The following is a 25,903-nucleotide window of genomic DNA, read 5'->3' on the forward strand; positions in this document are numbered from 1 at the left end:
TGGCACAGTGCGGACACCCGCGCACCCCCGCAGGTCAGCGGGCGTCCCACGACGAGGCCGCGTAGACTCTTCGGGTCATGCACAGCCCTCAGGCCCCCTACGTCCGCGTCCGTGGCGCCCGCGAGCACAACCTTCAGGGCGTCGACGTCGACATCCCGCGCGACGTGTTGGCGGTGTTCACAGGGGTCTCCGGCTCCGGGAAGTCGTCCCTCGCCTTCGGCACGATCTACGCCGAGGCGCAGCGCCGCTACTTCGAGTCGGTCGCGCCGTACGCCCGCAGGCTGATCCATCAGATCGGCGCGCCGAAGGTCGGCGAGATCACCGGCCTGCCGCCCGCGGTCTCGCTCCAGCAGCGCCGCTCGGCCCCCACCTCCCGTTCCTCGGTGGGCACGGTCACCAATCTCTCCAACTCCCTGCGGATGCTGTTCTCCCGCGCCGGTGACTACCCGCCCGGCGCGGAGCGTCTCGACTCGGACGCCTTCTCCCCCAATACGGCGGCGGGCGCGTGCCCGGAGTGCCACGGCCTGGGCCGGGTGCACCGGACGACCGAGGAGTCCCTCGTCCCCGACCCCTCGCTGTCGATCCGCGAGGGCGCGATCGCCGCGTGGCCGGGCGCCTGGCAGGGCAAGAACCTGCGCGACATCCTGGACACCCTCGGCCACGACGTGGACGTGCCGTGGCGCGAACTGCCCGCCGAAGCGCGTGAGTGGATCCTGTTCACGGACGAGCAGCCGGTGGTCACGGTCCATCCGGTACGGGACGCGGACCGCATCCAACGCCCGTACCAGGGCACGTACATGAGCGCCCGTCGCTACGTCATGAAGACCTTCTCGGACACGAAGAGTCCGACCCTGCGCGCCAAGGCGGAACGCTTCCTGACCAGCGCCCCCTGCCCGGTCTGCAAAGGCGCCAGGCTGCGCCCCGAGGCACTCGCCGTGACCGTCGCGGGCCGCACGATCGCCGACCTCGCCGCCCTGCCGCTCGCGGAGCTGTCCGGCATGCTCGGCGGCACCTCGGAGGCGGCCCGCGTCCTCACCGACGACCTCCGGTCCCGCATCTCACCCATCCTCGAACTCGGCCTCGGCTACCTCAGCCTGGACCGTCCGACCCCCACCCTCTCGGCGGGCGAGCTGCAACGGCTGCGTCTGGCAACGCAGTTGCGCTCCGGTCTGTTCGGTGTCGTCTACGTCCTGGACGAACCGTCCGCCGGACTGCACCCCGCGGACACCGAGGCCCTGCTCACGGTGCTGGACCGGCTGAAGACCGCGGGCAACTCGGTGTTCGTGGTGGAGCACCACCTCGATGTGATGCGCGGCGCCGACTGGCTGGTGGACGTGGGCCCGCTGGCGGGTGAGCACGGCGGGCGGGTGCTGCACAGCGGGCCGGTGGCCGACCTGGCGGCGGTGGAGGAGTCGGCGACGGCTCGTTTCCTCTTCGATGCCTCCCCCGCACCGGTCCGCGAAGTCCGCCCGCCGCGCGGCGAGTTGAAGGTCGGGCCGATCACCCGGCACAACCTCAGGGATGTGACCGCCGAGTTCCCGCTCGGTGTGTTCACTGCGGTCACCGGCGTCTCGGGGTCCGGAAAGTCCACGCTGATCGGCGAGATCACCGAGGAACTGCCGGGCGTGGGACGGCTGGTGTCGGTCGATCAGAAACCGATCGGTCGCACCCCGCGCTCCAACCTCGCCACCTACACCGGCCTCTTCGACACCGTCCGCAAGGTGTTCGCGGCCACCGACGAGGCACGACAACGGGGTTACGGCGTAGGGCGGTTCTCGTTCAACGTGCCGGGCGGCCGCTGCGAGACCTGTCAGGGCGAGGGATTCGTGAGCGTCGAGCTGCTCTTCCTCCCGAGCACCTACGCACCCTGCCCGGACTGCGGCGGGGCCCGCTACAACCCCGAGACGCTCCAAGTGACGTACCGGGAACGGAACATCGCGCAGGTGCTGGACCTGACGGTGGAGGCCGCGGCGGGCTTCTTCGCGGACACCCCGTCCGTGGCACGCAGCCTCGCCACACTCCTGGACGTCGGTCTCGGTTATCTGCGGCTGGGCCAGCCCGCCACCGAACTCTCCGGCGGTGAGGCCCAACGCATCAAGCTGGCCAGCGAGTTGCAGCGCGCCCGGCGCGGCCACACCCTCTACCTGCTCGACGAACCGACCTCCGGCCTCCACCCCGCCGACGTCGAGGTCCTCCTCCACCAGCTCCACGGCCTCGTCGACTCGGGCCACACCGTGGTGGTGGTCGAGCACGACATGGCCGTGGTGGCGGGCGCGGACTGGGTGATCGACCTGGGGCCGGGTGGCGGGGAGGAGGGGGGACGGATCGTGGCGACCGGTCCGCCGAGGGACGTGGCGGGGGCTGCGGGGAGCGTTACGGCCCCTTATCTGGCGTGGGCGCTGGCACCCCCGCAGCCGTAGTTCCGCGGTTTCCTACTTCTCGTTCACCAGCCCGGCGACCAGTTCACGTGGCAGCCCGTGGGTGTCGTGCAGGTAGTGGTAGTCCTCCTCGCGCAGCGGGCCCCGGAACTCCGGCCTCGACAACACCCGCCGCCCCCGTTCGAGGAGTTGGGTGAACCGCCGCTCCTCGTCCAGCAGCACCTCACGGACCGTGCCCGTGTCCGGCGACTGTCGGAAGTGGTCGAGCGTGTGCTCGACGGGTTCCACCGGCAGGTCGGACACCGTGCGCGAGTCGTCGTCCCGGCGCAGCACGGTGAGCAGCCGACGGATCAACCGCCGCAGCACATACCCACGGCCGGTGTTGGTCGGCCGTACCCCGTCCCCCAGGACGACCACGCTCGACCGCAGATGGTCGCAGACCACCCGCGTCGAACGCTCGTCGAGGTCCCACAGGACGGGCACCGTCCTCATCCACGGCTCGAACAGGTCCGTCTCATAGACCGACCGCCGCCCCTGGAGAACGGACACGAGCCGCTCCAGCCCCATCCCCGTGTCGACGCCGATCTGCCGCGAGGGATCCAGGCCGCCGTCCTCACCGCGTTCGTACCGCAGGTGCACGTGGTTCCAGATCTCCACCCAGCGCGAATCGGTCGTGGGCGTGCCCTCAGGCACTGTCCCGCCGGTCCAGACGAAGATCTCGGAGTCGGGGCCGCACGGTCCGACCGGTCCGTTGGACCACCAGTTCTCGTCCCGGGTGGACTCGACGGGCAGGCCCAACTCCCGCCAGGTGTGCAGCGATTCGAGATCGGGGCCGAGCTGATCGTCGCCGCCGAAGACCGTGACGTACAGCCTCTCGGGCGGGATGCCGAAGCCGTCGCGCAACAGGTCGTAGCCCCAGCGCAGGCTCTGCGGGTGGTCGTAGTCGCCCAACGACCATGATCCGAGCATCTCGAAGACGGTGAGGTGGGTGAGGTCGCCGACCTCGTCGAGGTCGGTGGTGCGCAGACAGCGCTGGACGTTCACCAGGCGTCGCCCTTGTGGATGCGGGCGGCCCTGGAGGTACGGCGTGAGGGGGTGCATGCCCGAGGTGGTGAAGAGGACCGGGTCCGAGGGCGGTGGCAGGAGTGTGCTGCCGGTGATCGGCCGGTGGCCGCGTTCGCGGTAGAAGTCGAGGAAGGTGCGGACGACAACGTCAGTGTTGATGTTCGTGTTCATGGCGGTGGTCCTTCGGGTCCGGGGGACGACCGGAAGGGACCGCGGGGAAGCCTGCGAAGGGGCTGGAAACGACACGTCCCGGCGGTCCGTTTCCGGCCGCCGGGAGAGGTGGGTGGAGTCAGGCGTCGGCAGCCGGCGAGCTGGTCGCTCGCGCGGTCGCGGTGCCGGTGTGCCTGATGATCCTCATGGACGCCACGCTAACAGGACGCCTCCGCGCCGTCCTGCGGATTTTCACCGGAGCCGGGGCCACCGAGGTGCAGTGGTCCGAGTGCCGGGCCTGTCCCCACGCCCCGGCCTGTGCCGCGTACGCGAGGGAGCGGCGGTCGGGGTGGCTGCCGGGCGCTATGGCCTCCCCCACCTCGACCTCGGCGACCAGTCCACGCGTCGACACCACCCGCCACACCGAGGTGAGCAGCGAGTCGCTGCCGACGAAGGCGGGTGCGGTGCTGGCCGTGCCGCCGTCGGTCAGGTAGTGCAGGCCGATCGGTTGGACGGGCACTCCGGCGTCCAGCGCGGCCTGGAAGACGGCCCGCCGGAAGTGTCCCTGGGCTCGGCCGCACCAGGTGCTGCCCTCGGGGAAGACGGCGACCGCTCCGCCTGCGCGCAGGGCGCCCGCGATGGAGGCGACCGTCTCGGGCAGGGCGCGCAGCCGGTCGCGGTCGATGAACAGGGCGCCGCTGCCCGCGGTGAGCGTCCCGGCCACGGGCCAGTTCCGGATCTCGGCCTTGGCCAGCATCCGGGCGGGGCGTACGGCGGCCATGAGCGGGATGTCCAGCCACGAGATGTGGTTGGCGACCAGCAGCAGCCCACCGGTGGGTGTGGTGGTGCCGGTGATACGGAGCCGGATGCCGGCGGTACGGACGATCGTGCGGCACCACCAGCGCACCGCGCGGGCCGGGACGCGCCCGCCGATGGGGGTGAGGGCGGCCCCGACGGCCACCACGACCAGGACGGCCACGAATCGCAGCACGGCGCGCGGTATCGCCGTGACGGACCCCGTCGACTCGATGCACGCCCTGGGGGTGCAGGGTGCGCTGGGCAGCCAGACGCTCATCAGGCCGGGACGAGCGAGAGGAAGTGCCGCAGATAGCGCGGGTTGACCCGGCGCATCGACAGCAGCACGTACAGGTCGGCGACCCCGAAGTCCGGGTCGCGGGCGGGCTCGCCGCAGACCCAGGCGCCGAGGCGGACGTATCCGCGCAGCAGCGGCGGGAGTTCGACGCGGCCGGTGGGGCGGGTGACGCCGTCCGCGCTCCAGGGGAGCAGCGGGCGTACCCGGAACTCCTCGGGAGCCAGGTGCTTGGCGCTCACCCGGTCCCAGGTGCCGGCCGCGAGTGCGCCGCCGTCGGCCAGGGGGATCGAGCAGCAGCCGGCCAGCCACTCGTGGCCGCGGTCCACCATGTAGCGGGCGATGCCGGCCCAGATCAGGCCGATGACGGTGCCGTCGCGGTGGCCGGGGTGGACGCAGGAGCGGCCGACCTCGACGAGGCCCGGGCGGATCGAGTCGAGGGGGGCGAGGTCGAACTCGCTCTCCGAGTAGAGCCGTCCGGCGACCGCGGAGCGCTCGGGCGGCAGCAGCCGGTAGGTGCCGACCACCTGCCCGGTGACCGTGTCGCGGACGAGGAGGTGGTCGCAGTAGGCGTCGAAGGCGTCCACGTCCAGGCCGGGCTGCGGGCTGGAGAGGTGGGCGCCCATCTCCCCGGCGAAGACGTCGTGCCGCAGCCGCTGCGCGGCACGCACCTCGTCCTCGTCGCGGGCGAGCGTGACGGTGTAGCGGGTCGGCGCGGCGGGCTGCGAGGGACGGTCGAGGGTGGAAACGCCGGTCATGGCTCTCCCTGATCACGGGCCGGGGACGGGGGAGGAACAAGCTGGCCGGTTCCGTAAGTCCAGCCGCAACAGTTCTTCCTACGCCGGGCGTCCTGCGCGTGACCTGTGCCCGGAGGCGGGATGTGGGGTTGCTGAACGGCGGACCCGCCTCGGGGTGCCTGGCGGGACCGGGGATGAGCACCACTCCCGGTCCCACCCGTCCGCACCTTGTCGGCGAACGTCCTTCTCCCGTAAGGGAGTTGATGCGGGAGTTCAGCGCTTGGCGGCCTTGCGGGTGGCGCGCAGCCACTCCTTGTTCATCGCGGTGATGGAGACCAGCGGGATGCCCTTAGGGCAGGCGGTGGCGCATTCGCCGGCGAGGGTGCAGCCGCCGAAGCCCTCGTCGTCCATCTGCGTGACCATGTCGAGGACGCGGGTCTCGCGCTCGGGGGCCCCTTGTGGGAGGACATTGAGGTGGTTGATCTTGGCGGAGGTGAACAGCATCGCCGCGCCGTTGGGACACGCGGCCACGCAGGCCCCGCAGCCGATGCACTCGGCGTGCTCGAAGGCGAAGTCGGCGTCCGGTTTGGGCACGGGGGTGGCGTGGGCCTCGGGTGCGGCGCCGGTCGGGGCGGTGATGTAGCCGCCGGCCTGGATGATGCGGTCGAAGGCCGAGCGGTCGACCACGAGGTCCTTGACGACGGGGAAGGCGGAGGCACGCCAGGGTTCGATGTCGATCGTGTCGCCGTCCGCGAAGGACCGCATGTGCAACTGGCAGGTGGTGGTGCGCTCGGGGCCGTGCGCGTCGCCGTTGATGACCAGGCTGCACGCGCCGCAGATGCCCTCGCGGCAGTCGTGGTCGAAGGCGACGGGGTCCTCGCCCTTGAGGATGAGTTCCTCGTTGAGGGTGTCGAGCATCTCCAGGAACGACATGTCCGTGGAGATTCCGTCCACTTGGTAGGTGGACATGGCGCCCTCGGCGTCGGCGTTCTTCTGCCGCCAGACGCGCAGGGTGAGCTTCATGCGTAGCTCCGCTGAGTGGGGTGGACGTACTCGAAGACCAGGTCTTCCTTGTGCAGCACGGGAGATGAGCCCGTGCCGGTGAACTCCCAGGCGGCGGCGTACGAGAACTCCTCGTCCCTGCGCGCCGCTTCGCCGTCCGGGGTCTGCGACTCCTCACGGAAGTGACCGCCGCAGGACTCGGCGCGGTGGAGTGCGTCGAGGCACATCAGCTCGGCGAGTTCGAGGTAGTCGACGACGCGGTTCGCCTTCTCCAGCGACTGGTTGAACTCCTCGCCGGTGCCCGGGACTTTGATGCGTCGCCAGAACTCCTCGCGGATCTGCGGGATGCGTTCCAGCGCCTTGCGCAGTCCGCTGTCGGTGCGGGCCATGCCGCAGAACTCCCACATGAGTTCGCCGACTTCACGGTGGAAGGAGTCGGGGGTGCGGTCACCGTCGACGGAGAGGAGGAGGTGGAGACGATCCTCGGTCTCGGCCAACACCTCCTGTACGGCGGGGTGTTCGGCGGTGATGTCCTGATGTCCGGGATGCCGGGCGAGGTAGTCGTTGATCGTCGCCGGGAGCACGAAGTAGCCGTCGGCGAGGCCCTGCATCAGCGCGGAGGCGCCGAGCCGGTTGGCGCCGTGGTCGGAGAAGTTGGCCTCACCGATCGCGAACAGGCCGGGGATCGTGGTCTGGAGGTCGTAGTCGACCCAGAGGCCGCCCATCGTGTAGTGCACGGCGGGATAGATCCGCATCGGGACCGTGTACGGGTCCTCGGCGGTGATCCGGGCGTACATGTCGAAGAGGTTGCCGTACTTCTCCTCGACGGCCTTGCGGCCCATCCGCCGGATGGCGTCGGCGAAGTCGAGGTAGACGCCCTGCCCGCCGGGGCCGACCCCACGCCCCTCGTCGCACACGTTCTTGGCGGCGCGGGAGGCGATGTCGCGGGGCACCAGGTTGCCGAAGGAGGGGTAGATGCGCTCCAGGTAGTAGTCGCGCTCGTCCTCGGGGATCTGGTGCGCCGGACGCTGGTCGCCCTTGGCCTTCGGCACCCAGATCCGGCCGTCGTTGCGCAGCGACTCGCTCATCAGGGTCAGCTTGGACTGGTGGTCGCCGGTGCGCGGGATGCAGGTCGGATGGATCTGGGTGAAGCACGGGTTGGCGAAGAGGGCGCCGCGCCGGTGGGCCCGCCAGACGGCGGTGGCGTTGGAGTTCATGGCGTTCGTCGACAGGTAGAAGACGTTGCCGTAGCCGCCGCTGGCGAGGACGACGGCGTCCGCGAAGTAGGTGTCGATACGACCGGTGACGAGATCCCGGGCGACGATCCCGCGCGCTTTCCCGTCGATGACGATCAGGTCGAGCATCTCGGTGCGCGGGTGCATCTCGATGTTCCCGGCGGCGATCTGGCGGGACAGCGCCTGGTAGGCGCCGAGGAGGAGTTGCTGTCCGGTCTGGCCGCGGGCGTAGAAGGTCCGGGAGACCTGCACACCGCCGAACGACCGGGTGTCGAGCAGGCCGCCGTACTCGCGGGCGAAGGGCACGCCCTGCGCCACGCACTGGTCGATGATCTCGACGGAGATCTGCGCCAGCCGGTGGACGTTGGACTCGCGGGCCCTGAAGTCGCCGCCCTTGACGGTGTCGTAGAAGAGACGGTGGACGGAGTCGCCGTCGTTGCGGTAGTTCTTCGCCGCGTTGATGCCGCCCTGGGCGGCGATCGAGTGGGCGCGGCGCGGGGAGTCCTGGTAGCAGAACTGGACGACGTGGTAGCCCTGTTCGGCGAGCGTGGCGCCGGCCGAGCCGCCCGCGAGGCCGGTGCCGACGACGATCACCGTGTGTTTGCGCCGGTTGGCGGGGTTGACGAGTTTCGCCTCGAAACGGCGGGTGTCCCAGCGCTCGTTGATCGGGCCGGTGGGGGCCTTGGTGTCGGTGACGGGTTCCCCGGTGGTGAACTCCGCGTATTCAAGGGTCATTTCAGCTCACCACTCCGGTCATGACGCCCACGGGTACGGCGATGAAGCCGGCCGTGAGCAGCAGCGCGAGGACATTGGCGGTGGTCTTCAGGGCGCGGTCGCGGCTGCGGCTGCCCGCGCCGAGGGTCTGGGCCGCGCTCCAGAAGCCGTGCCGGACGTGCAGGCCGAGGGCGAGCATCGCGACGATGTAGATGACGTCGCCGTACCAGGTGGAGAAGGTGTCCACGACGTTCTGGTACGGGTGGCCCGCCTGGAAACCGCCGGAGTGCACGGTGCCGGTCGTCAGGTCGAGGATGTGCCAGACGATGAACAGGGCGAGGATGACGCCGCCCCAGCGCATGGTGCGGGTCGCGTAGCTCGCCCGGGGTTTCCTGTGCACATACTTGCTGGGGCGCGCCTTGATGTCGCGGCGGCTGAGCTGGTACGCGGAAACGGCGTGCGCGACCACGGCGACGACGAGGACGATCCGGATCAGCCAGAGCGTCCACTCGTAGTGCATGAACGGCTCGCCGACCGTGCGCAGCCAATGGGCGTAGTGGTTGAACTCGCCCGCGCCGAAGAAGATCTTCAGGTTGCCGATCATGTGGACGACCAGGTACAGCAGCATGATCAGGCCGCTGACCGCCATCACTGTCTTCTTGCCGACGGAGCTGTCCCACACGGTGCGTGCCATCGACGGCCGTCGGTCCGTCCGCGTTGCCAGAGCCATGTCTAGGGACGTTAGGCGCCCGGAGGCCGATCGGTCCAAGACATGGTCTGCCTGGATTCCATAGGCTACGGCTATCGTGGGTGAATGCAGTTCCAGCAGCTCCAGTACTTCGTGGCCGTCGCCGAGACCCGGCACTTCACCCGGGCCGCCGATCTGGTCCATGTCGCGCAGCCGTCGTTGTCCCAGCAGATCAAGGCGCTGGAGCGGGAGTTGGGCGCGGATCTGTTCCTGCGGGCCCGGGGCAACATCACGCTCACGGACGCGGGCGAGGCGCTGCTGCCGCTGGCCCGGCGCATCCTGGCCGACGCGGACACGGCCCGGCACGAGGTCCTGGAGCTGGTCCAGCTCCGCAGCGGCCGGGTCCGCCTGGGCGCGACCCCGAGCCTGTGCACGGGCCTGCTGCCGGACGTACTGCGCGCCTTCCACGACCGCTATCCGGGCATCCGACTCCTCATCGAGGAGGGCGGTTCACACGACCTCGTCCGGGAACTGGCGCGCGGCGCCCTGGACCTCGCCCTGGTGGTCCTGCCGCTCCCCACTCCGTCACCCGCGCTCACCACGGTGGAACTGCTGCGCGAGGACCTCGTCGTCGTGTCCTCACCGGAGGCACCCGCACCGGGCCGCGGCCGGACGGTCCGGATCGCCGACCTGGAGGGCGAACGCCTGGTGATGTTCCGCCACGGCTACGACCTACGCGAACTGACCGTCGCCGCCTGCCGCGCCGAGGGCTTCGAACCGGACTTCGCGGTGGAGGGCGGCGAGATGGACGCGGTGCTGGGCTTCGTGCGAGCGGGGCTCGGCGTGGCCGTCGTACCGCGCATGGTGGCTACGAAGTCCGGGCGCGGGCTACGAGTGACCTCCCTGGCCCGGCCGGGCCTGCACCGGACGATCGCGCTGGCCCACCGCAGCGATGTGGCTCCGCCTCGGGCGGCCAGGGAGTTGCAGCGGATGTTGTTGGAAAGGTGAGCCTCTCGCAGAGGGCGGGACGGTGGTGCGGACGCCGGTTGCGGCGGAGGCTCTGGGAGGAGTGTCGACCAGGCGTTCTCGTCCGGGAGTTCAGCACCCGTCGACGCCCGGCCGATTCACCAGGTCGGAATGAACCCCCCGTCGATCACCAGATCGCTGCCCGTGAGGTTCGCCGCCCGGTCGCCGGCGAGGAAGAGGACCACGTCGGCGATCTCGGTGGGCTTGGAGAAGCGGCCGGTGACCATGGCGGCTGCGGCCCGGGACGCGACCTCGGCGGGAGTGATGCCGGTGGCCGCCGAGACCGTCTCCGCCACTCCCCCGCCGCCGAGCCACAGCTCCGTCTCGACCGGGCCGGGGCTGACGGTGTTGACGCGGATGCCCTTCGGGCCGACCTCCTTGGAGAGGGCCTTGGAGAAGGCGACCAGGGCGGCCTTGCCCGCGCTGTAGTCGATGACCAGCGGGTCCGGGAGGGTGGCGTTGACCGAGCCGATCGTGATCACGGAGCCCCGGCCGGCGGCCAGCATCAGTGGCAGGGCGGCGCGGGTGACGCGGACCGCCGTGAGGAGGTTCAGGTCGAGGGTGCGCTGCCAGTCGTCGTCGGTCACGGACAGGAAGCCGCCGGTGCGGGGCGGGGCCGTACCGACGTTGTTCACCAGGACGTCGACGCGCCCGTCCGCCGCCGCGATCAGGCGCTCGGCCGCGGCGGGTTCGGCGAGGTCGACCGGCACCCAGGTGACCGGGAACTCCTTTGCCAGCGCGTCCAGTTCCTCGGTGGTGGTGCGGGATCCGGCGACGACGGTCGCGCCCGCTCCGGCCAGCGCCGTCACGACGGCCAGTCCGATGCCCTTGCTCGCGCCCGTCACGACTGCCGTGCGGCCCTGCAGTTCGGTGCTCATCGAGCCCAGCTCCTTCGCGTCGCGGTTCACCTCAGTCGATGTCCGGCGGCACCAGCGTCCCCTGGTGGTAGAACATCCGCCAGCCCGTCTCCTCGTCGCGCTTGCGCCACAGGGAGGTGCGGCGGGCACGGCTGCCGTCGAACACCGTCTCGTACCGGATCTGCACCAGGCCCGGGGCCAGGACGACACCCGTCATGGCCGAGGGGTCGTAGCGCGGACCGTCGGCCGTGCTGCCCGCGTGGTCGGGCAGCCAGGCCACCATGTCGTCGTACGTGTAACGGCGGCCCGAGCAGCCGACCTCCACGAACTCGGGGTCGAGCAGGCGCACGATCTCGGCGCGGGAGGCGCGCACGGCGGGGTCGAGGAGGGCCAACTCGCCCGCGATCACCGCGTTCACAACGTCGGATTCGTCAGTCACCCGCACATGATCACGCCCGCCTCCGGACCCCGCGCAAGCGGATTACCGCCTCACCCCGTCGCGTCCACCAGCGCCAGCTCGTGCAGCCGTTCCGGTGGGCCGGGGCGGGCGTAGTACCAGCCCTGGGCCGTGTCGCAGCCCAGTATGCGGAGTTGCTCGGCCTGGGCTCCGGTCTCGACGCCCTCCACGGTGACCGCGAGGTTCAGGCTGTGGGCGAGGGAGACGATGCCCTCGACGATCTTGAGGTCGACGGGGTCGGCCGGGAACTGCTGCATGCCCTGGGTGAAGGAGCGGTCCAGTTTGAGGATGCTCACGGGCAGGCGGCGGAGGTTGGCGAGGTTGGAGTAGCCGGTGCCGAAGTCGTCGAGGGCGATATCGACACCCATCTCGGCCAGTCGGCGCAGTGGTTTGAGGAGGTCGTCGTCGGCACCGATCAGGGCCGACTCGGTGACCTCCAGGCAGAGCGCGTCGGGGTTGACGCCCGTGCGCTCCAGGATGTCGACGGTGTCCTGCACCAGGCCGGGGTGGCTGAGCTGGCAGGGCGAGAGGTTGACGTTGATGCGCAGTGGGCCGGTGGCGTCGTTGCCGCCGTGTCGTTCCTGCCACTGCTTGGCCTGCCGGACGGACTGCTCCAGGACCCAGCGGCCGAGCGGCACGATCAGGCCGGTGTGTTCCGCGAGCGGGATGAACCGGTCGGGGCCGAGCACTCCGTGCTGCGGGTGCAGCCAGCGGACGAGCGCCTCGGCGCCGCGCACGCTGCCGTCGCCGAGGTGGACCAGCGGCTGGTACTCGATGAAGAACTCGTTCCGGTCCAGGGCCGCCGGGAGCGCCGTGGTCAGGCCGTGCCGGGTGATCGCGCGGGCGTCGGCCTCCGGGTCGGCGAGTTCGAAGCGGTTGCCGCCCGCCGACTTGGCCCGGTACATGGTGATGTCGGCGCTGCGCAGCACCTCGGCCGGGCCGCGCTCGCCGGCCGGGCCCTCGACGATGCCGATGGAGCCGCGCACGGTGAGGTCGCGGCCGTCGATGCTGACCGGGGTGATCAGCGCGTTCATGATGCGGCCGGCGAGTTCGTCGACCTCGCGCTCGGTGTCGGGGCCGGTGGTCAGCGCCACGAACTCGTCGCCGCCGAGCCGGGCGACCATCTCGCCGGGCGCCGTCGCGCAGGACTGCAGCCGGTCGGCGACCTCGACGAGCAGCCGGTCGCCGGCCGCGTGGCCGAGGCTGTCGTTGATGGTCTTGAAGCCGTCGAGGTCGAGGTAGCACAGGCCGAAGCGCTGGTTGTCGCCCGCGCCGAGCGCCTTCTCCAGGCGTTCGAAGAACAGGGTGCGGTTGGGCAGGCCGGTGAGGGCGTCGTGCGTCGCCTCGTAGCGCAGCCGCAGGTTGAGGAGGCGCCGCTCGGTGGTGTCCTCCATGAGGGCGAGCTGGTACTGCGGGTTGCCGTCGGCGTCGCGCAGCAGGGAGACCGTGAGGTTGGTCCACAGGACCGTTCCGTCAGGGCGGTAGAACGCCTTCTCGACGTGGTAGTGCTCGCGCTCGCCGCGGACGAGTTCGTCGTAGAGCGTCCACGTCTGGGGCGCGTCCTCGGGGTGGGTCCACTCACGGACGTTGCGGCCGCCCATGGTCTGCTCGGTGACGCCGAACATGCGCAGCAGCGCGCCGTTGACCTGGAGGATGTTGCCGTCGAGGTCGGCCATGCCGATTCCTATGGCCGCGCCCTCGAAGACCGCGCGGAAGCGGGCCTCGGTCGCGTGCAGGGCCTGCGCGACCACGCCCTGGGCCTGGAGTGCGGCCACCGAGATGGCCTCCTGCTCGGCCAGGGTGCGCTCGCGCAGCTCCTGGGCGAAACCGGCGGCCATCGCATGCTGGAGACGGGCCGAGCGGATCCGCAGGTCCTCCTGGGGGCCGTCGCCGCCGCAGTAGAGCACCAGGTAGGCATCGACGCACTCCAGGGCGCGGCTGAGGGCGTCGGGGTCGGTGCAGTGCGCGGCGACGAGTGCGCCGCCGACCGCCTTGCCCTCTTCGGCCTCGAAGGTCCTGGCCCGCAGCGCCTCGCTCAACCGGCGTGCCAGCGGTAGCAGCAGCTCCTCGAACTCCGGCCGGGTCAGCGACGTCGAGGTCGCCGGGAACACCGCCCGGCTCCAGATGGTCGCGAACCTGCGCAGTCTGTCCTCCGGCCCGTCCGGCTCCGCGGTCACGCCGTGCGTCCTACGCCGGCGAATCCGGAGAAGGAGTACGGATCCTCGTCCTCCCGTGCGGTGTCCGGCCGCCAGTCCGGCATCGGCACCAGTCCGGGTTCCACCATGTCGTACCCCTCGAAGAACCGCGCGATCTCCTCGCGCGAGCGCATGATCAGCGGATTGCGGATGTCCTTGTACACGTCGACCGCGCCCTCCGCCCGCTCCGGTGGCAGCGGGATGCCCTCGTACGAGGCATGGGTGAGGATCAGCAGGCTGCCGGGCGCGAGTGCCTCGCGCAGCTGCGCCACCGCTCCGTAGGGGTCGTCCGCGTCTTCCACGAAGTGCAGTATGGCAACGAGAAGTAACGCCACTGGCCGGTTCAGGTCGATGAGTTGACGGACCTGGGCGCTGGCCAGGATCTCCTGGGGCTTGCGGAGGTCGGCGGCGACGACGTCCGCGGTCGGGTTGCCCGCGAGGACAACCTGGCTGTGGGCGACCGCCACCGGGTCGTGGTCGACGTAGACGACATGGGCGCCGGGGCTGGCCTCCTGGGCCACCTCGTGGACGTTTCCGAAGGTGGGGATTCCGGAGCCGATGTCGAGGAACTGGGTGATGCCCTCGGCGGCCGCGAATCGTACGGCGCGGCGCATGAACGCCCGGTTCGCCTGCATGATCTTGGGGAGTCCCGGCAGGAACTCCATGGCCTTGCGGGCCGCTTCCCGGTCGACCTCGAAGTTGTGCGAACCGCCCAGGTAGTAGTCGTAGATACGCGAAACGCTCGGCACCGAGATGTCGATGCTCCGTGGTGCCCAGGCGGGACGCTCCATGTATCTCTCCAGGCGTAGGCGATCCGGTGTTCGAGCTGAGGCTACTGATCGCCCGCCAAAAGAACGAGCGGAAACGGAAATTGACCATCCGTTCCCGGTCACTGCCTGCGGCACGTGCCGAATTGACGTGCGGGGACACGCGGAGACATGCGCAGAAGCGCGGAGAATGCCGGAATCGCTGTGCCGGATACGCGAAGGGGTCCGCCCCCTCCGTGCGGTGCGGAGGGGGCGGACCGGGGGTCGCGCGCGCTGCTGTTGTTCGTTCGGCACTCTTCTCGCTTGCCCGCGTCCCTCCCTTCCGCGTTTCCGTTGCCGAGTGGGCGGGGGCGATCAACCCTGGGGAGGTTCTCGCTACTCCGCGGGCGCGCCGACCGGCTTTCCTTCGGGGGAGACGGCGTACCAAGTGCCGCCCACGCCCTGACCGTTGGTCTGTCCGGCGGCCGTGTCACCGGAGAAGGTGTAGATGGGCCAGCAGTTGACGGTCATCTGCTTGACGCCGTCGGAGCGGGTGAAGCCCATGAGGCCCTTCTTCTGTACGCCCTTGGTGTCGTTGGCCGAGACGATGCCGACGGCCGGCCACTTCTCCGCGCAGGCGCCGAGGCAGTTCGACACCGACTTCGGCCACGCCTTGTCCTTCAGGAAGCGGTAGACCGTGTGGCCGTTCTTGTCGACGACGATGTCGCCGAGCTTGGCGTCCTTGCGGACGGAGAGACCGGGCAGCGAGGCGAGGGTCGCCTTCTTGCCGTCGGGGGCGAGCGCGTACCACTTGCCGCCCACGCCCTGGCCGTTGACGTCTCCGGCGTTGACGTCCTTGGCGTAGCGGTAGGCCGGCCAGCCGCCGATGGTCAGCTGCTTGGTGCCGTCCGTGCGGGTCACCTCGCCGAGGAGGGACTTGTCGATACCGGCACCGGCCGTGGCGTCGTTCGCGGGGACCGGCGGCCAGGCGGTGGCGCAGTCGCCGTCGCAGTTCGACTTGGGCGGATTGGCCGTGTCGGCGTCGAAACGGTAGAGGGTGAGACCGGCACCGTCGCTCAACACCTTGCCGAGGTCGGGGTTGTTGGCAACGGTCAACTGGCCGGCGGGCTCGGCGGCCGCGGCCTGCTGGCCGTCGGCTCCGTAGCCGTTGGCCGCGCCGGTGCTGGCACTGGCCGTCGCACCGACGCTGCCGTAACCTCCGGCCGCCGCGGTGGCACCGACGTTCTGTGCCGCAGAGGAGGGCGTGGTCACGTTCTCCGAACCGCACGCCGCCGTCAACGCCATGACGGACACGGCCGTCGCCGCGAGTGAGGCGCTCCGCCAGGAGGTCTTCATCGTCAACTCCCCATAATCACCTGGATGTTGCAGCGCCCGTCTGTGCCGCCGCACGGTCCTAGGTACGGGTGCGGACCACGGAAGTGTTCAACCGCCGCACAAATTTCTTTCCGACCCCTGTGACCCGGTCGCGCCATTTCGCCTGTGCGTGCGCATCCGGCCATGGACGACGGTCGGATCGTCAAACCGTCGCGCCGTGCCTTCCACTCGTTCGGGGCAATCCCTCCGCGCCCCGGCACGCGCGGCCGCGCGAGGCCTCATGATCTCCGTCGTGCATGGACCCGAACCGACCCGAACCGCCCTCGCCGCAAGGGTGTTGGCCCTGGTGACGCTGACCTGGCTGCTGGCGGGCGCACCGGCGGGCGTGGCAGCGGCCGACGCCTGCGCGTACGCCTCCACGGGCCCGGACGGCACGGAGGCGGTGGCGGTCGCCGGCGGCGGCTCCTGGCCGACTCCCCCGGTCTGCCCGAAGCCGACCCCACCGCCGCCCTGCCCCTCACCGACACCCACCCCGCCACCGCCGGAGCCGACACCGTCTCCCCCGCCGAAGCCCACCCCCACCCCGAAGCCGACACCGAAACCGACCCCGAAGCCGCGGCCCACGCCGAAACCCGTGCCGCCGCCGCCCGCACCGGCGCCGCGCCCGACCCACGCGGCCGCGCTTCCCCGGCCGACCCCGCCGCCCACGCCCACACCGACCCCTCCGGCGCCCACCCCGCCACCGCCCGCACCGGGACCCGAGCCGCGCCCGCATCCCTCGGTGACCCCGGTGAGTTATCCGAAGTACCACGCCCAACCGCGCCCGCGGCCCGCCACCACCCGGACGCCGCCGGTCGTCTACGTCCTGCTCATCACCCTGCCCGCGGTGGTCGCCATCGCCGCGCTGCGTCCGCGCTGACCCCCGGAGGAACCCCTTGTCGGAATGGCTTGTTCTCGTCATCGCGATGGTGGCGGCCTGCGCCGTGGTCGTCGTCATCACCTTCCTGCGCGAGCGCACCGCGTCCGAGGACGAGGATCCCGGCGACACCCCGGACGTCATCGAGTACATGACGATGTGGATCGGCGTGGTGTACGCCATCGTCCTGGGCCTGGCGATCGCCGGTGTCTGGGAGGCCCGCAGCGCCGCCCAGGACCATGTGCAGGCGGAGGCGCAGGCGCTGCACGAGATCTCGGAGCGGGTCCGGGCCTACCCGGCGGACGAACGCGACCGTGTCCGGGCCGATGTCGACGCCTACGTCTCACAGGTGGTCCACGTCGAGTGGAAGACGATGGCCGACCACGAGAAGCTCACCCAGCGCGGCACCGACCTCCTCGAACGCATCCGCCAGGACGTCACCGGCTACCAGCCGAAGACGGACTTCCAGGCGCAGGCCTACCAGCCGCTCGTCGACCAGGTGGCCGCCGTGGACCAGGCGCGCAGCGCTCGTTCGAACTCGACCGGGGCGACCATGCCGTCGGTGGTGTGGTTCGGGCTGCTCGCCGGGGCCGTGATCACCATCGGCATGGTCTTCGCGCTCCAGATCCGGCGTACGACACGGGAACTGGTCCTGGCCGGGCTGTTCTCGGCGCTGATCGCCTTCCTGCTGTTCCTGATCTGGGACTTCGACGCGCCCTACAGCCGTGGCATCACGGCGTCGGCACAGCCGTTCCTGAACCTCTTCCCGCACATCAAGGACTGACGGCCCCTCACCCGAGCCGCTCGCCGGGGGACGTCCGCCGCGCCGCGGCCGTCCCCCGCTCGGCCCACACAGTTGCCCCATTCGCACGACTGGGATCGCGGGCGCGCACACATGTTCCTAGCGTTTCGGACATCGAGGTGCATTTACGGCGCCAGCGGAAAAGGTCCGCGGCTGCTCCTCGGGGACCCGGAGGAATCACCATGCGCGCGATACGCGTCGCCTCGGCCGCACTGCTGGGCATCAGCGCCCTCGCCTTCTCCGCACCGGCCGCCGTCGCGAAGGGCGACGGCAACCACAACATCACGCCGTTCGGCTTCAGCGTCCTGCCCTCGACGATCGCGGCGGGCGGCCAGGTGACCCTGCGGCTCGACCGCGACAACGGCGGCTGCAGGGGCTCCGCCACGGTCTCCTCCGGCGTGTTCGACACGGTCAGGATCCCGCACGGCCAGTCCTCGGCGACGGCGATGGTCGACTGGGACGCCAGACCGGGCGCGGTGTACGAGGTGACGTTCACGTGTGGCGGCGAGAGCGGCTCCACGAGTCTGACCATCGCGTCCGGCCGTACGAACCACGACATCGAGCCGCTCCAGCCGGCACACCAGATGCCCCGAGGGGTCCACGCCGGTGAGGGCGGCAGCATCGCCGGCTTCGACCTCAAGGAACTCGGCATCGGCGCGGCCCTCATCACCGGCTCGGTGGGGGCGGCGTACCACTTCTCGCGCCGCCGCACCGGAGAGGACGGCGCCTGACCGCACCACCACCGGACAGGCCTTCGCCCCGGAACCCGAAAGGGTCCGGGGCGAAGGCCTGTCACGTGCGTCCTGACCTCCGAAGGGGAGGAGGTCAGATGCCGCGCTCGGTGCGGCGGCGCACCCAGAACACCCCGCCGCCCACGACGGCCGCGGCGACCAGACCGCCGCCGATCGCCATGTCGGTCGGGGTCGCCCCGGTGGCGTTGCTGCCACCGAGACCGCCGCGGACACCGCCGATGACGGTGTAGGCGTGGTCACGGGTCAGCGAGGAACCGTTGGAGCAGCGGACCGTGATGCTGTACGAGCCGGGCGTCGCCGACCTGCTGATCCTGGCCGTTCCGCTGGACGTCGTACCGGAGCCGCCGAGCAGGGAGAGGTTGGCGGGGCGTTCGAACCCCGGCGAGGTGGCCATGGCGTTGCCGCCGCTGAAGCAGCCGTCGACCGTGACGGTGAGCTGTCCGCCGCGGGCGATCACGCTGGGCAGGGCGAGAATGTTGCTGGGGCTGGCGCCCATGCCGTCCGCGACGGCCGCTGGGGCGGCGAGCCCCAGGACGGCCACCGCGGCACCGGCGGCGACCAGGGCACGAGTAGTACGCATGTCATCCTCCGCGGAAGGCGCCCCGGGACCCGTCCCCGGTCGATCGGCGAGAAAACGCCTCCCAGACAGACCCTCAGATGCCGTGCACGCGCCCGCATTTCGAGAATGGTCCGTCCTGGTGAGCGGACACGCCGAGGGAAAACCGCACAATCGGATATTGCCGCAGGTCACGGACCGTCAGAAAATTCCTGTGCGCGGCAACTCGTATGGCGCACGTGAGGATGTCCGCGCCACCCGTTCGCGCTCTCCCCGTCGCCGGTTCCGCATTCGCGACTTAGCGTTCTCGTATGCGCGATTGACGGGGCGACGGCCGCGTCGAGAGGGGATGGCGAATGTCTGCGTCCGAGCTGTCCGAGCTTGCAGAAGAGGAGGAGCGGCAGAAGAAGCGCGCCCCGTGGGGAGTGATAGCGCTTGTTCTGCTGACCGGCCTCGCGCTCATTCGGAATGGTTCGGGAGAGTTCGATGTGGGGCCGCCCCAGCCGGCGACGGCGGCCGCCGCGGACGCCCGGACCAGCCACAGCACCATCGACAAGGCCCCGGCCCCGGCCCCGCTGCCGTACTCCGTCGCCGACCGGATCAGGATTCCGGCGATCCGGGTCGACGCCCCGGTCATGCCGGTGGGCCTGGACGCGGACGGCTGGGTCGGTGCGCCGCCGCCGGAGGACCCGAACCTGGCCGGCTGGTTCACCGGCGCCGTCTCGCCCGGCGAAAAGGGCACGGCGGTCGTCGTCGGCCATGTCGACAACAAAATGGGCCCCGCCGTGTTCTACGGACTCGGGGCCCTCAAGAAGGGAAATCGCGTCGAGGTCGAGCGCCAGGACGGAAAGACGGCCGTATTCGAGATCTACGGCATCGAGGTCTTCGAGAAGAGCAACTTCCCCGGCGACCGCGTCTACGGTTCCAAGGGAACTCCGGAACTGCGCGTCATCACCTGCGGAGGCGGTTTCTCGAAGCAGCACGGCTACGACGGGAATGTCGTCGTCTTCGCCCGCCTGGTCGAGGTCCGCTGAGCGTCTCCCCGACCGGGCGGGCGCAAGCCCGTCAGGTGGTGCGGCGGCGCGGCAGCGTCATGTGGTAGCCGGAGTCGAGCAGGTGCGGCAGATATTCGCGCAGCGCCCGCACACTCTGTGAACGGTCGCCCCCGGCGTCGTGCGAGAGCACCACGACGCCGGGGGCGGCGCCGTCCTCGACCGCGTTGACGATGTGGCGGGTGCCGGGGGTGTCCCAGTCGAGGGTGTCGACGGTCCAGGCGAGCGGCTCCATGCCCATCTCGGAGCCGAGTTGGAAGGCGGCCCGGTTCCAGGCGCCGTAGGGCGCGCGGAACCACTGGGGGCGTGCCCCGTAGGCGTCCTCGATGACGTCGCTGGTGCGTTCCATCTCGGAGCGGATCTGACCTCGGGTCAGCTTCGTGAGCAGGGGGTGGGACCATGTGTGGTTGCCGACGATGTGGCCCTCGTCGGACATCCGGGCCAGCAGGTCCCGGTTCCAGTCGGCCATCTCGCCGCACACGAAGAACGTGGCGCGCACGTCGTACTCGGCGAGGGTGTCCAGGATGTGCGGGGTGTAGCGGGGGTCGGGTCCGTCGTCGAAGGTCAGGACCATGGTGTTGCCGCGTCCGGACATGCGCAGGAAGGGTTCGTGCCGCACCGGGACACGGGCGGGGGCGTGGTGGGGTGCGCTGTATCCGGCCACCGGTTGGAGGCGGTAGGTGGAGGGCTTGAGCGCGGGCTGCCGCGCCGGGGGTCCTGCGGCGGGGGCGGCGGACCGGGCGGGGGCGCCGTCCGAGAGTCCGGAGTACATCAGGCCGGCGGTGCCGGCCGCCCCGACGGCGGCGGCGCCGGCGAGCAGGGCTCGTCGGCGCGTGAGCGACTGATCCTTCTTCATGAGTCATCAGTCGCCCGGACGGGCACCGCCGCCCCACGGCAACACCGGAGCGGCGGCAGGAAAACACCCGCCCGGCCCAGCGTGGACGCGCTCAGCGGCGCCGGACGAGGGGGAAGGGCAGGGTCTCACGGATCGTCAGGCCGGTGAGGAACATGACGAGTCGGTCGACGCCGATGCCGAGTCCTCCGGTGGGCGGCATCGCGTATTCGAGGGCGTCGAGGAAGTCCTCGTCGAGTTCCATCGCCTCGGGGTCTCCCCCGGCGGCGAGCAGGGACTGGGCGGTGAGACGGCGGCGCTGTTCGACGGGGTCGGTGAGTTCGGAGTAGGCGGTGCCGAGTTCGGTGCCGAAGGCGACGAGGTCCCAGCGTTCGGCGAGCCGCGGGTCGGTGCGGTGCTGGCGGGTGAGCGGGGAGACGTCGGTCGGGAAGTCCTTGTAGAAGGTGGGCAGCCGGGTCGGTTCCTCCACCAGCCGTTCGTACATCTCCAGGACGACGTCGCCGCGGCCGTCGTCGGCCGTGTAGGGCACCTTCGCGCGGTCGCACAGCAGGTGCAGGCGGGCCAGTTCCGTGTCGGCGCCGACCTCCTCCCCCAGGGCCTCGGAGATCGCGCCGTAGACCGTCTTGACCGGCCAGGGCCCGGAGATGTCGTACTCCTGGCCGTCCTTGCGGGCGACGGCGGAGCCGAAGGCGGCGGTCGCGGCACCCTGGATCAGTTCGCGGGCGAGGTCGAGCATCGCGTCGTAGTCGGCGTACGCCTGGTAGGCCTCCAGCATCGTGAACTCGGGGTTGTGCTTGTAGGAGACGCCCTCGTTGCGGAAGGTGCGGCCCATCTCGAAGACCTTCTCCATGCCGCCGACGCAGAGGCGCTTGAGGTACAGCTCCGGGGCGATGCGCAGATACAGGTCGAGGTCGTAGGCGTTGATGTGGGTGGTGAAGGGGCGGGCGTTGGCGCCGCCGTGGATCTGCTGGAGCATCGGGGTCTCGACCTCCAGGTAGCCACGCTCCAACAGGCCCTGGCGCAGGGCCTGTACGGCGGTGGAGCGGGCGCGGACCACGTCGCGGGCGGCGGGGCTCGCGACCAGGTCGAGGTAGCGCATGCGGACCTTGGCCTCGGGGTCGGTCAGTCCGCGGTGCTTGTCGGGCAGGGGGCGCAGGCACTTGCCGGTGAGCTGCCAGGTGGTGACGAAGACGGTGGGCTCGCCCGTGTCGCTGGTGCCCGCGCGACCGGTGGCGGTGATGTGGTCGCCGATGTCGCTGTCGGCGGTGAAGCGGTCGAGGGCGGGGCCCGACTCGGCCCGGGTGAGGGCGAGTTGGTGGTCGCCGGACCAGTCGCGGAGGGTCACGAAGACGATGCCGCCGAGGTCGCGGACGCGCATGACCCGGCCGGCGACGGTGACCTGCTCGCCGGGGCGGATCTCGCCGAGGGTGTGGGTGCGCTGTGGAGTACCGACCGGATAGGGGTCGGTGCCGGAGGCGCGCAGGCGGTCGAGTTTGTGGTGCCGGACGCGGACCTGTTCGGGCAGTCCGGTGTCCGGGCCGTCGGCCTCGTCCCCGCCGTCGAGGCCGAGCGCCGACAGGGACGGCAGGCCCGCGGTGGTCGCCGGTCGCGGTCCGCTTCTCGGGCGCCCCTTTCCCCAGAGGGTGCGCAGCGACGGCACGGAGACGAAGCCCTCGGCGATGCCGGAGGCGAGGCTGATGCGGGCCAGGGAGGCGGTCTCGCCGTAGCAGATGAAGCGGGGGTACCACTCGGGGTGGTACTTGGCGTTGGAGCGGTAAAGGGCCTCCAGCTGCCACCACTTGGAGAAGAACAGCAGGAGGCGGCGCCAGAGGCGGAGTACCGGGCCGGCGCCGATGCGGGCGCCCTCCTCGAAGGCCGAGCGGAACACGGCGAAGTTGAGGGAGACGCGGTGGACGCCCAACTTCGGGGCGGCGGCGCAGAGTTCGGCGACCATGAACTCCATGACGCCGTTGGGAGCGGTGCGGTCGCGACGCATCAGGTCGAGGGAGACGCCGTCGGTGCCCCAGGGGACGAGGGAGAGCAGGGCGAGGAGTTTGCCGTCCTCGCCGAGTGCCTCCACGAGGAGGCAGTCGCCGTCGGCCGGGTCGCCGAGGCGGTCCAGGGCCATGGAGAAACCACGTTCGGTCTCGGTGTCGCGCCAGGCGTCGGCGCGGTCGACGACCTCTTCCATCTCCGTGTCGGTGAGGGTGGCGTGGCGGCGGATGCGGCAGGTGGCGCCGGCGCGGCGGACGCGGCCGACGGCCTGGCGGGTGACGCGCATGTCGCGTCCTGCGAGGTCGAAGTCGGCGACCTGGAGGATGGCCTCGTCGCCGAGTTGGAGGGCGCCGAGTCCGGCGCGGGCGAAGGCCTTGGCGCCGTCCTCGGAGGCGCCCATCACGGCGGGCGCCCAGGCGTAGCGGCGGGCCAGGTCCAGCCAGGCGGCGATCGCGTGCGGCCAGGCCTCGCGGTCGCCGACCGGGTCGCCGCTGGCGAGGCAGACGCCGGCCTCGACGCGGTAGGTGACGGCGGCCTTGCCGCTGGGCGAGAAGACGACGGCCTTGTCGCGCCGGGTGGCGAAGTAGCCGAGGGAGTCCTGGCCGCCGTAGGCCTTCAGGAGGGCGCGGATGCGGGCCTCCTCGTCGCCGTGCAGGGCCGCTTCGAGGCGTTGGGAGCGGAAGAGGACGGTGGCCGCGTTGAGGAGGGCGAGCGCGCCGAAGAGGCCGAGCAGGAAGAACAGGGCGTGGGGCGGGCGCCCGTCGAAGGAGCGGCCGGAGACCAGACCGCCGCAGACCCGGTCGGCGGCCCAGCCGAGGTGCTGGCTCTCGGGCAGGGTGCCGGGGAACAGGGAGACCAGACCCCAGCCCGCCAGGATCGCGACGGCGAGTCCGGCGAACAGCACGGCGAGGGCGCGGCGGACGGCGGCGCGGCGGGAGGCGGCGTAGAACTGCCCGCGGGCCACGATCAGCAGGACCAGCAGCAGGGCGCACACGATGAGGGACGGCAACGACTGGGCGTAGAGCCCGACGGCCACGCCGAGGACGTCCGTCAGGACCAGCAGGCCGAGGTAGACGACCACCAGCCACCAGGCGATCTTCTTGCGGGCGGCGGTCGCGGCGGCCAGCAGGAACAGGAAGACGGCGTAGGCGAGGTTGGCGCTGACCGGGACGATCAGCAGGTCGAGGAAGCGGACGACCGGGCGCAGCACGCGGCGCAGCGGGGCGATGAACGCCAGCAGGACGCACAGCAGGCCGAGGGCGCCGAAGAAGGTGGCGAAACCCTCCGGCACCCTGCCGAGGAGGCCGTGCCCGGGCGGCCGTACCGGCCCCTTGGTGTCCTTGGACCCGGGGGCCTCCACGGTGGCAGTCATGGTTCCGACTGTAGGAACAGGGCGGGCCGCGCGCCCGTCGAGAACTCCCGGGCGGCTTCGCTACCAGCGGGTTCCGATAGCCTCACAGCCGTGACGGAACAGCACTCAACTCAGTTCGAGCGGGGCACGGACGGGCCGAAGGTCATCGTGGCCGGGGTGGACGGTTCGGAGTCCTCGCTGCGGGCCGCGGCCTATGCCGCGGGTCTGGCCCGGCGTCAGCGCGCGCTGCTCGCCCTGGTGTACGTGCAGCCGGTGCTGGCGGCCGGGGCGGCCATGGGGGCGCCGGTCGCGGACACGACCGACGAGATCGCCGAGAACCTCGTCGCCCAGATCCGCAGCGAGACCGAGCGTGTGAAGGGGATATTCGACATCCGCTGGGAATTCCACACGTTCCGCGGCGACCCCTACGGCGGCCTGGTGAAGGCCGCCGACGAGCTCAAGGCCGACGCGGTCATCGTCGGCGCCTCCGAACAGGCCGGCCACCGGATCATCGGCTCCGTCGCGGTGCGGTTGGTGAAGGCGGGGCGGTGGCCGGTGACGGTGGTGCCCTAGCACTCACGGTCACAGGGAGTCGAGGAACTCCCTGAGGATCTCGTTGAACTGGTCCGGCTGCTCCATGTTCGGGTAGTGGCCGACGCCCTCCATGGTCGTGGAGCGGCCGTTCGGGACCGTGTGGACGAGGCGGTCGGCCATGGCGAGGCTGTCGGGCCAGTCGAGCGCGCCGTGGATGGCCAGCACCGGGACGTCGAGCTTGGGGACGCGGGACCACGGGTCGTCGAGGGGGACCAGCCAGTTGTGCTCGCCGGGTGTGTGCTTGGAGAGCGTGTGGGTGGTCAGTTCGCGCAGACGTCGGATCACGGACGGCTCGACCTGGTCGACCGTGCGATGTGGGCCCGCCACGCCCTGGGCGAACCGGTCGAGCCAGCCCGGGATGTCGCCGGCGCCGAGGAGGTGCGCGGTCCGGACCTGTTGCTCCCGCAGCTCCGGGTCGGCGTATTCGAACGCGCTGGTGCCGGCGCCGGAGACCACCACCGCGCGGGCCAGTTCGGGGTGTTCCAACGCGGTGTCGGTGGCGACGGCCGCGCCCATGCACAGGCCGACCAGGACCGCCGGCCCGAGGTCGAGGTGGTGGAGCAGGGCCGCGAGGTCGTCGGCCCAGCGGAACGGCCCGCTCGCGTTGGCGGAGAAGCCGTGGCCGCGGATGTCGGGCGCGATGACACGGAAGTCGTCGGCGAGGGCCGGGATCTGGTCGTCGAAGACACGGTGGTCGGCGAAGCCGGAGTGGAGGAGGACCACGGGGGCGCCGGTGCCGACGTCACGGTAGGCGAGGTCCCCGTCGGCAGTTGCGAAGAAGCTCAGTTTCGAAGCAGCCGTCATGACAACCAAGGTGTCATCTTGAACAGGGTTTGGCAACCCAGGTGTCATGATGGGCCGGTGAACGACTCCGCTCCCTCGATGCCCGGCCCCCTGCCCCCGGACGAACTCGGCCACCGCCTCACCGAGGTGTTCGACCTGGTCGGCCCCCTCTACCGGCGCGCGGCGCGCAAGGTGGAGCAGGCCGAACCCGTCGAGGGCGTGTCCGCCGGCGTCCGCGCCGTCCTGAACCTGCTGCGCCTGCACGGGCCCATGACGGTCCCTCAGATGGGCCGCGACCAGGCACTGAGCCGGCAGTTCGTGCAGCGCATGGTCAACGACGCGGCGGCGCGCGGCTGGGTCGAGAGCGTCCCGAACCCCGCGCACCAGCGCTCTTCGCTGATCCGGCTGACCGACACGGGCCGCTCGACCATCACCGATGTGCTGGGCCGCGAGCACTATCTGATGCGGCAGGTCGGCGGCGACCTGACGGAGGAAGACGTCCGCGCGTGCGCACGGGTGCTCACCCAGATGCTGGCGACCTTCGCACACGTCGACGTGGACTGAGCCCCAAGAA

At 70.9% G+C, this 25,903-nt stretch carries 23 protein-coding genes; 8 read left to right on the forward strand and 15 right to left on the reverse strand.

Annotated features, from left to right (window positions below; all coding sequences use genetic code 11):
* Positions 1–77: 77 nt before the first annotated feature.
* Entirely contained in the window at positions 78–2,420 is a 2,343-nt protein-coding gene (locus tag ABZT04_RS23130; RefSeq protein WP_356058827.1) for an excinuclease ABC subunit UvrA, read from the forward strand.
* Between the two features lie 12 nt (positions 2,421–2,432).
* Here ABZT04_RS23130 and ABZT04_RS23135 read toward each other — a convergent pair whose 3' ends face one another.
* From ABZT04_RS23135 to ABZT04_RS23160, 6 genes are all read right to left on the reverse strand, one after another.
* Positions 2,433–3,602 carry an alanine--tRNA ligase-related protein gene (locus tag ABZT04_RS23135; protein ID WP_356058962.1) on the reverse strand — a complete coding sequence of 390 codons (1,170 nt, stop codon included), beginning with the start codon at positions 3,600–3,602 and terminating at the stop codon, positions 2,433–2,435.
* A 130-nt stretch (positions 3,603–3,732) separates the two neighbouring features.
* Entirely contained in the window at positions 3,733–4,668 is a 936-nt protein-coding gene (locus ABZT04_RS23140) for a lysophospholipid acyltransferase family protein (protein WP_356058828.1), read from the reverse strand.
* Complete coding sequence (locus ABZT04_RS23145; protein WP_356058829.1) at positions 4,668–5,441, reverse strand: GNAT family N-acyltransferase; 774 nt, start codon at positions 5,439–5,441, stop codon at positions 4,668–4,670. The genes ABZT04_RS23140 and ABZT04_RS23145 overlap by 1 nt, the downstream gene beginning before the upstream one ends.
* 252 nt (positions 5,442–5,693) lie before the next feature.
* Entirely contained in the window at positions 5,694–6,443 is a 750-nt protein-coding gene (locus ABZT04_RS23150) for a succinate dehydrogenase/fumarate reductase iron-sulfur subunit (RefSeq protein WP_356058830.1), read from the reverse strand.
* Complete coding sequence (locus ABZT04_RS23155; RefSeq protein ID WP_356058831.1) at positions 6,440–8,392, reverse strand: fumarate reductase/succinate dehydrogenase flavoprotein subunit; 1,953 nt, start codon at positions 8,390–8,392, stop codon at positions 6,440–6,442. The genes ABZT04_RS23150 and ABZT04_RS23155 overlap by 4 nt, the downstream gene beginning before the upstream one ends.
* A 1-nt stretch (position 8,393) precedes the next feature.
* A complete protein-coding gene (locus ABZT04_RS23160) occupies positions 8,394–9,065 on the reverse strand; it encodes a succinate dehydrogenase (RefSeq protein ID WP_356058963.1) in 672 nt (223 codons plus the stop codon).
* Positions 9,066–9,185: 120 nt separating this feature from the next.
* Here ABZT04_RS23160 and ABZT04_RS23165 point away from each other — a divergent pair, with 120 nt between their 5' ends.
* The gene (locus ABZT04_RS23165; protein ID WP_356058833.1) at positions 9,186–10,067 is read left to right on the forward strand and encodes a LysR substrate-binding domain-containing protein; all 882 of its coding nucleotides are present in this window, start codon (positions 9,186–9,188) and stop codon (positions 10,065–10,067) included.
* Between the two features lie 116 nt (positions 10,068–10,183).
* On the opposite strand, the gene ABZT04_RS23170 is transcribed toward ABZT04_RS23165, so the two are convergent.
* The 5 genes from ABZT04_RS23170 to ABZT04_RS23190 all read right to left on the reverse strand — a co-directional run bounded on the left by ABZT04_RS23170 (position 10,184) and on the right by ABZT04_RS23190 (position 15,696).
* Positions 10,184–10,963: an oxidoreductase gene (locus tag ABZT04_RS23170; protein ID WP_356058834.1), complete on the reverse strand. Its 780-nt coding sequence runs from the start codon at positions 10,961–10,963 to the stop codon at positions 10,184–10,186.
* 31 nt (positions 10,964–10,994) lie between these two features.
* Positions 10,995–11,381, reverse strand: a complete 387-nt coding sequence (locus tag ABZT04_RS23175; protein ID WP_356058835.1) for a DUF4440 domain-containing protein — start codon at positions 11,379–11,381, stop codon at positions 10,995–10,997.
* Positions 11,382–11,431: 50 nt separating this feature from the next.
* Positions 11,432–13,576, reverse strand: a complete 2,145-nt coding sequence (locus tag ABZT04_RS23180; protein ID WP_356058836.1) for an EAL domain-containing protein — start codon at positions 13,574–13,576, stop codon at positions 11,432–11,434.
* Positions 13,573–14,385 (reverse strand): SAM-dependent methyltransferase, encoded by an 813-nt coding sequence (locus tag ABZT04_RS23185; protein WP_356058838.1) that lies wholly within the window; start codon positions 14,383–14,385, stop codon positions 13,573–13,575. The genes ABZT04_RS23180 and ABZT04_RS23185 overlap by 4 nt, the downstream gene beginning before the upstream one ends.
* A 351-nt stretch (positions 14,386–14,736) precedes the next feature.
* A complete protein-coding gene (locus ABZT04_RS23190) occupies positions 14,737–15,696 on the reverse strand; it encodes an SCO0930 family lipoprotein (protein WP_356058839.1) in 960 nt (319 codons plus the stop codon).
* A gap of 271 nt (positions 15,697–15,967) precedes the next feature.
* Between ABZT04_RS23190 and ABZT04_RS23195 the strand changes: the two genes are divergently transcribed.
* From ABZT04_RS23195 to ABZT04_RS23205, 3 genes are all read left to right on the forward strand, one after another.
* A complete protein-coding gene (locus tag ABZT04_RS23195; protein WP_356058840.1) occupies positions 15,968–16,594 on the forward strand; it encodes a hypothetical protein in 627 nt (208 codons plus the stop codon).
* Between the two features lie 16 nt (positions 16,595–16,610).
* Positions 16,611–17,375, forward strand: a complete 765-nt coding sequence (locus ABZT04_RS23200; protein WP_356058841.1) for a DUF4239 domain-containing protein — start codon at positions 16,611–16,613, stop codon at positions 17,373–17,375.
* 200 nt (positions 17,376–17,575) lie between these two features.
* On the forward strand, positions 17,576–18,124 hold the full coding sequence (locus tag ABZT04_RS23205; RefSeq protein WP_356058842.1) for a hypothetical protein: 549 nt from the start codon (positions 17,576–17,578) through the stop codon (positions 18,122–18,124).
* 94 nt (positions 18,125–18,218) lie between these two features.
* Here ABZT04_RS23205 and ABZT04_RS23210 read toward each other — a convergent pair whose 3' ends face one another.
* On the reverse strand, positions 18,219–18,725 hold the full coding sequence (locus ABZT04_RS23210; protein ID WP_356058844.1) for a hypothetical protein: 507 nt from the start codon (positions 18,723–18,725) through the stop codon (positions 18,219–18,221).
* A 332-nt stretch (positions 18,726–19,057) separates the two neighbouring features.
* Here ABZT04_RS23210 and ABZT04_RS23215 point away from each other — a divergent pair, with 332 nt between their 5' ends.
* Positions 19,058–19,735 carry a class F sortase gene (locus ABZT04_RS23215; protein ID WP_356058845.1) on the forward strand — a complete coding sequence of 226 codons (678 nt, stop codon included), beginning with the start codon at positions 19,058–19,060 and terminating at the stop codon, positions 19,733–19,735.
* A gap of 31 nt (positions 19,736–19,766) precedes the next feature.
* Here ABZT04_RS23215 and ABZT04_RS23220 read toward each other — a convergent pair whose 3' ends face one another.
* Together ABZT04_RS23220 and lysX are read right to left on the reverse strand one after the other, a co-directional pair.
* Positions 19,767–20,609 carry a polysaccharide deacetylase family protein gene (locus tag ABZT04_RS23220; RefSeq protein WP_356058846.1) on the reverse strand — a complete coding sequence of 281 codons (843 nt, stop codon included), beginning with the start codon at positions 20,607–20,609 and terminating at the stop codon, positions 19,767–19,769.
* Positions 20,610–20,700: 91 nt separating this feature from the next.
* Positions 20,701–23,973 (reverse strand): bifunctional lysylphosphatidylglycerol synthetase/lysine--tRNA ligase LysX, encoded by a 3,273-nt coding sequence (lysX, locus tag ABZT04_RS23225; RefSeq protein WP_356058847.1) that lies wholly within the window; start codon positions 23,971–23,973, stop codon positions 20,701–20,703.
* Positions 23,974–24,063: 90 nt separating this feature from the next.
* Between lysX and ABZT04_RS23230 the strand changes: the two genes are divergently transcribed.
* Positions 24,064–24,525, forward strand: a complete 462-nt coding sequence (locus ABZT04_RS23230; protein ID WP_355911492.1) for a universal stress protein — start codon at positions 24,064–24,066, stop codon at positions 24,523–24,525.
* 9 nt (positions 24,526–24,534) lie between these two features.
* Here the strand turns inward: ABZT04_RS23230 and ABZT04_RS23235 are convergent, their stop codons facing one another.
* A complete protein-coding gene (locus ABZT04_RS23235; protein WP_356058848.1) occupies positions 24,535–25,350 on the reverse strand; it encodes an alpha/beta hydrolase in 816 nt (271 codons plus the stop codon).
* Positions 25,351–25,428: 78 nt separating this feature from the next.
* On the opposite strand from ABZT04_RS23235, the gene ABZT04_RS23240 reads away from it, so the two are divergent.
* Positions 25,429–25,893, forward strand: a complete 465-nt coding sequence (locus ABZT04_RS23240; RefSeq protein WP_356058964.1) for a MarR family winged helix-turn-helix transcriptional regulator — start codon at positions 25,429–25,431, stop codon at positions 25,891–25,893.
* The last annotated feature ends 10 nt before the right edge of the window (positions 25,894–25,903 follow it).

The sequence above is a fragment of the Streptomyces sp. NPDC005492 genome (assembly GCF_040605995.1).
Taxonomy (GTDB): Bacteria; Actinomycetota; Actinomycetes; order Streptomycetales; family Streptomycetaceae; genus Streptomyces.